The following is a 6,256-nucleotide window of genomic DNA, read 5'->3' as shown; positions in this document are numbered from 1 at the left end:
GTACAGTTTTTTCATCTTATCTTAAAATTTGACTGATTTTGACGCGAGATTGCCTGGGCGGTCTATCTTTGTTTGATCCATTCCCAGGCTCTGATCACCGCTTCTTCAACCCAAAACAGCACTCGATCTAGCCATTCGAGTACCTGTTCTAAGGGATGCTTGACATAACCCACTGCTGTTGCTTCTGCTGACAAACACTCTGGGGAGGCTGTATCGTTGTGATTGGCCGAATTGCGCCCACAGGTGGTGAGTGCAGTGCGTTGGGCGGGTTCCCCGACTTGAAGCAACTGCCGAACCTGAAAGGAGCGAGGTCTAACCGCTACCGCACCATCGTCTGTCTCAGAATATTTTATGGCATCACTCATTATTAAACCACAGTCTGGGGAGGTTGTCAAGCTCTTGGCGGAATATTTTTCAGATTTCGTCGTGGAAGTTGCAGCCAAGGGACGCCGAGAATTGGTCAGAATTGGAGATTGACTTTTTTGGGGTTGGGGGGTTAATTGTTGATTTTGAGGGGTTCCACTCAGGACATTTTCCGGTTGAGACTCACTATTTAATTGATAATTATGATCTTTAAAAAAGAAGTAATCTATCGCCGCCCAAATTACCGATTGAACTTGGTGTAAATTGGCTTCGACTGAGGTTTGAATAGAATAATTTTCAGGGGTATGAATCGTTAATTCTTTGGCACTCGTTTGCCAAGCTTGACGGAGGGTTATTCCCAATTCTTCTGTTGTGCGGGTGATTGCCTGGGTATAGTTTTGGGCGATTGTGATTGCAGAGAACCCGGTTTGTTCGGGAGAAGATTGAAAAGTGGGTTCACTCCGCGAAATATAGAGACGCAGTTTTACCCGTTGTCTCCAAGAAAGCACATCTAAAATTTGTTGATCCGCCCCAACTAAGACTAATTTTTTTGTTTGTCGCTGGGAGGCGATCGCTTGTACTGAATTGGGATGCACTTTTAAGCGCCGAGAACGTTTGACTTCTTCGCGGGCAATGATCAGAAGATCAAGAATTGGTTGGTCAAATTCCCCTTGTTGCTTCGGACTGGCTTGCGCCGCGTTCAGTTGCGGTGATTGGGGAGGTTGAGTAGACTGAAGGCGTTTTTTTCCTTTGACCAGACTCTGAAACAGGGAGTAAACTGAGTACATCACAGTCTGTACCGTTGTACTGGTCGAAAACTGAACTTGTCGCCAAGTCAAACCACAGTGATCGAGAAACTGCTGATAATTCTCGACAATTAAGTTCAACAGACGGCTTTTAAAAGGGCCAGAAGCAGGAGAGGACATCTCTAAAAAGGGGTTGAATTTTTAAATTGAGGTTGATTCGGGATTGGAGTCCGTTTATCTAACAAAAATCGTGCTTTTATTTTAACAAATAATGACTGCATCTGGAGCATCTTTCTCTCAAATTTCACTCACCCTGGAGCGCCTACGTCAGTTAACGCGGGTGGATGTACAAACCAACTGGAATGGATATCAATCTGATCGGACGGTTTCTCCGGTTGAGTTGAATGCTCGCCGACACATTGCTTGGCCGCGTCAACAAGTTGTCGAGTTCACCCAAAATATTATTGTTCCGACAAGTTTAAACAATTTTCCGTTAACGGATTTCAGTTTGCGGTTAGTTTTAAGATGGTGGGCCGAAGATGCACAGATTTATGTTAATGATCAATTCAGACAAGCGGGAGACTTATTTGATTGTTCGACGCGAGTTTTATTATCTGATTCGGTTCAACCCGGAGATCAGTTTACGGTTCGTTTGCGATTAGTCAGTCCGAAACATGATGAAGGGGCATTAGTTCAGTCTGTTTGTGTGTATGAAACCTTAGCAAAAGATCGAGTTGACCCCGGTTTTATCGCTTCGGAGTTGGAAGTATTTTTAATTGCCATTACCCAAAACCCATCTTATAGAAATAAACGACAAGAACATCTCAACTTTTTAACCCCCCTCCTCGACAAAATAGACTGGTTCGCCTTACCTGAATTTCCCCAAAAATTCGACAACTCTCTGATTGCCTTCCGACAAACCCTAATTGATTATATTTCTACAAACCTTCCCAACTTTGATTCAAAAATTGCCTTACTCGGACACGCACATTTAGATCTTGCTTGGTTGTGGCCTGTTGCTGAAACTTGGAAAGCTGCTGAAAATACCTTTAAATCTGTTTTATCCCTACAACAAGATTTCCCAAACTTAATATTCACCCATTCTTCTCCCGCCTTATATGCTTGGATAGAAACCCATCATCAAGATTTATTCTCCCAAATTCAACACCAAGTTCAAACCCAAAAGTGGGAAATTGCAGCCGGGTTATGGGTTGAACCTGAACTTAATATTATCAGTGGAGAATCTATTGTTCGCCAACTCCTCTACGGTCAACTCTATACCCAAGAAAAATTCGGTCAACTCTCTCCTATTGCTTGGCTTCCTGATAGTTTTGGGTTTTGTTGGCAACTTCCCCAATTGTTGAAACAAGCGGGAATTAACTATTTTGTGACGCAAAAACTGCGATGGAATGATACGACTCAATTTCCCTATAGTTTATTTAACTGGCAATCTCCCGATGGCACCGAAATCATTAGTTATATGTCTGCCCCGATTGGAGAAGGGATTGACCCGATAAAAATGGCGACTTATACAGCCGAATGGGAAACTCAAACCGGATTGAAAACTGCTCTTTGGTTGCCTGGAGTGGGTGATCATGGGGGAGGGCCGACTCGGGATATGTTAGAAGTGGCTGGGCGCTGGCAGAGTTCACCCTTTTTTCCTGAATTGGGGTTTTCTCGGGCAGTGGATTATTTATCGGAGATTTCTCAACAGTGTGGGGAACTTCCTGTTTGGTCGGATGAGTTGTATTTGGAGTTTCATCGGGGCTGTTACACGACTCACGCTGATCAAAAGCGCTGGAACCGTCGCTGTGAACATTTGCTCTATCAAGCGGAGTTGTGGTCTGCGATCGCTACTTTACTGACCACTGCGGTTTATCCGAAAGCTGAATTAGAAGCAGCTTGGAAGCAAGTTCTTTTTAACCAATTTCACGATATCCTTCCCGGTTCGGCGATTCCTGAAGTTTATCAAGATGCTAATCTAGCTTGGATGGAGGTTGACAAGACGCTAACACAGCTTCGAGAAAGGGCTTTGAGGGCGATCGCGGCTTTTGTGACCTTACCTCCTCCCCCACAACCCGATTGTCTACCTATTCTGGTTTGGAATAGTCTCAATTGGTCTTGTTCCCAGGGGGTAGAACTTTCTTTGTCTTCTCCCGAGACTTGGCGGCTGTATGATGCTTATGGTAAGGCTTTGCAGGTTCAAGTCTGTAGCGGAAAATTGCGGTTTTTAGCGACTGATGTGCCGTCGGTGGGTTTTCGGTTGTTTTGGTTGGGGCGAAAAAGGGTTGAAACTGTTGAAAACTCGTGTTCGGAAGCGAAAAATACCCCTATACAGACAGACGCTTTCGCTAACTTTAGCACAAGTATACCAGTGATACAGAATTCTGTCAATCTTAATGTTAATTCTCCTCAAATTTGGGTATTAGAAAACGAATTTCTAAAGGTGGAAATAGCGTCTGAGACGGGAAATATTAGCCAAATTTGGGATAAAAAAAACCAGCGACAAGTCTTGTCAGAACAGGGCGGGAACCAATTACAGTTTTTTGAAGATTCTCATCAGTATTGGGACGGGTGGAATATTGATCCAAACTACAAAGAACATCTGTTAGAACCTCCTCAATTACAATCAATATCTTGGCAAGAACAAGGGGAGATTCAATGGCGTTTACAAGTGATTCGAGTTTGGCGAAAATCAGAATTTATTCAAGATTATGTTTTAGAGGCTAATTCTCCCGTATTAAAAATTGAGACAAGGATAAATTGGCAGGAACGTCATGTATTAGTGAAAGCGGCATTTCCGTTAAACTTAACCGTTGATTTTGCCTATTGTGAAATTCCGGTAGGAGTGATCAAACGTCCGACCCAACCGCAGACTGAAAGCGAGAAAGCAAAATGGGAAATTCCGGCAATGAATTGGGTAGATTTAGGGGATGATCATTATGGCGTGAGTGTGTTGAATGATTGTAAGTATGGATATGATCTTCAACCCAATCAAATGCGGTTAACCTTATTAAGAGGTTCGACCTGGCCTGACCCGGAAGCGGATCTAGGAATCCATCAGTTTACTTATGCGATTTATCCCCATGAGGGAGATTGGAAAGTCGCGAAAGTTACCCATCGGGGTTATGAATTGAACCAACCCTTAGAAGTTCAAGTTCTCAGTCCAGAACATTGTCAATTTTCAGAACAAGCATCAGGAACTCAATGTTTTCTCGATTTAAACAGCGACTCCTTAATATTAATGGCATTCAAACAATCCGAACAAAATTCTCAAGCGTGGATTTTAAGATGTTATGAGAGCCAGGGCGAGAAAACTGAGTTAAAATTAAACAATCAATTCGGACTGGATATCACTCATCCGGTTAACCTCCTAGAACAACCGATAGAATCCCCTAACTTTCCAGAAATTTCTCCCTGGAAAATTGTCACGGTTCAATTATCGAACAATTCTGAGTTATCCTAACGATTATGTCTTTATCCCGAATCGTTGATCAATTGACTTCCCTGTCACGACTGTGGCAAATTGTGCTAACGGTTTTAATTGGGAGTTGGGGATTACCTGGACTTGCTCAAAGTCGAGTTTTAATCACCCCAAACTTTAGAATCGAGATTGAAAGATTATGCCCCGAAAGTGTAGTCGTGTGCGATCATATTCGGTATGTGGGGACGGATAGAAAAACGGGAAGTTCTATTGAACTGATGGGGAGAACTTATCATACACAAGGCGCTGATGGGGTTACCCCTTCTCGGTTTTTAGGATATATTTTTGAGAATGGAGAATACAAGTATATTCTCTCTCCAGAAGGACACCTGAGAATTTTAGAAGGAGAAACCGTTTTGCTGGAAGAAAAAGGAAAATGGGAATAAGTTGTGTTTTCAAGATTCAGGGTGAGGTAACAGATGACAACTGTATTTGATATTGCGATTATTGGTGCGGGGTTTGCGGGGTTAACAGCCGCTCAACAGTTAAAACAAGCGGGTTATTCTGTGATTGTTTTAGAAAAATCTCGGGGTGTGGGTGGCCGTTGTGCGACTCGACGAGTCTCAGATATTTATGTTGATCATGGAGTGCGGTATTTAGCAGCAACGGGAGAACACACTCAAAATTTGATTGCACAGTTAACAGCCACAAAGGTTTTACAACTGTGGACGGATAAAATCTATGGGTTCAAAGACCATCAACTCCAACAAGTACAACCTCAACCTTGTTATATTGCACCCTCGGGAATGAATTCTGTTGGGAAAGAACTGGCTGTGGGTTTAGAGGTTTGGTTTAATCGTCGAGTGCAAAGATTAACCCCAACTGAGAATAAAACTTGGTATCTCAGTTTAGAAACCACTCACCCAACCGCCACGGAAAAGCCCCAAGAAGTTGAAGCAAAAGCAGTTATTTTGGCAATTCCTGCTCCGCAAGCGTTATTGTTGTTAGAACCGCTAACCTCAAAACTTCCTCTCGACTTTGTTGAACCAGTCCGTTCTGTGGAGTATGATCCTTGTATTACGGTGATGGCTGGATATTCCGAAAGCGAGTTAACCCTTAAAAACTTCCCCGCAAAGGCGATAACGTTTCCCGAACATGAAACTCTCGCTTGGGTGGGTTTAGATAGCAGCAAACGACTCAACCCCCAACAAGCAATTATCGTTGTTCAAAGTTCGGCTAAATTTGCAGAATATTATCTTGATACAACCGACTTACAACCCGTTGGGGAATTGTTGTTAAAATCGGTATCTGATTCTTTGTCTTTGGGAAATGCTGAATGGATGCAGGTTCATCGCTGGCGTTATGCCTTTTGTCGGAAATCTTTATCGGTTTCTTGTTTAACCACAACTATTCCTTTACCCTTGGTTTGTTGCGGAGACTGGTGTGGGGGAAATGACAATATCGAAACGGCGTTAATGTCTGGGAAAGCTGCGGTGATGTTTTTTCAAGATTAATCTTCTCAGGGAAATTCCGTCGAAAATTGCGAGCGTCAGAAATAACCACGATTTGAATTCTAATCACCCCTCAAAACTTGAGTTTATAGGCGCGCACATTTTCCCATGGTATAAATATAGCATTGATGAGAAATTTTGTCAAGGGATTTCCGATGGAATTTCCAGGCGATCGCATTTACAGTGAACAGTTAACAGTGACCAGTTTTACA

General features: G+C 42.9%; 4 protein-coding genes. 3 read left to right on the top strand and 1 reads right to left on the bottom strand.

Annotation, left to right across the window (positions count from 1 at the left end):
* Window positions 1–62: 62 nt before the first annotated feature.
* Window positions 63–1,289, bottom strand: a complete 1,227-nt coding sequence (locus tag M595_RS12045) for a hypothetical protein (protein ID WP_023066451.1) — start codon at window positions 1,287–1,289, stop codon at window positions 63–65.
* A gap of 91 nt (window positions 1,290–1,380) precedes the next feature.
* Between M595_RS12045 and M595_RS12040 the strand changes: the two genes are divergently transcribed.
* Genes M595_RS12040 through M595_RS12030 form a run of 3 tightly spaced genes read left to right on the top strand, consistent with a single transcriptional unit; the run spans window position 1,381 to window position 6,047 of the window.
* Entirely contained in the window at window positions 1,381–4,575 is a 3,195-nt protein-coding gene (locus M595_RS12040) for an alpha-mannosidase (RefSeq protein ID WP_023066452.1), read from the top strand.
* A gap of 5 nt (window positions 4,576–4,580) precedes the next feature.
* Window positions 4,581–4,979: a hypothetical protein gene (locus tag M595_RS12035; RefSeq protein WP_023066509.1), complete on the top strand. Its 399-nt coding sequence runs from the start codon at window positions 4,581–4,583 to the stop codon at window positions 4,977–4,979.
* Window positions 4,980–5,012: 33 nt separating this feature from the next.
* A complete protein-coding gene (locus M595_RS12030) occupies window positions 5,013–6,047 on the top strand; it encodes an NAD(P)/FAD-dependent oxidoreductase (RefSeq protein WP_023066484.1) in 1,035 nt (344 codons plus the stop codon).
* Window positions 6,048–6,256 lie beyond the last annotated feature (209 nt).

It is taken from the genome of Lyngbya aestuarii BL J, assembly GCF_000478195.2.
In the GTDB taxonomy this organism is placed as follows: domain Bacteria; phylum Cyanobacteriota; class Cyanobacteriia; order Cyanobacteriales; family Microcoleaceae; genus Capilliphycus; species Capilliphycus aestuarii.
Note: the sequence above shows the minus strand (reverse complement) of the source record. Positions and strands in the feature narration are given on the sequence as shown.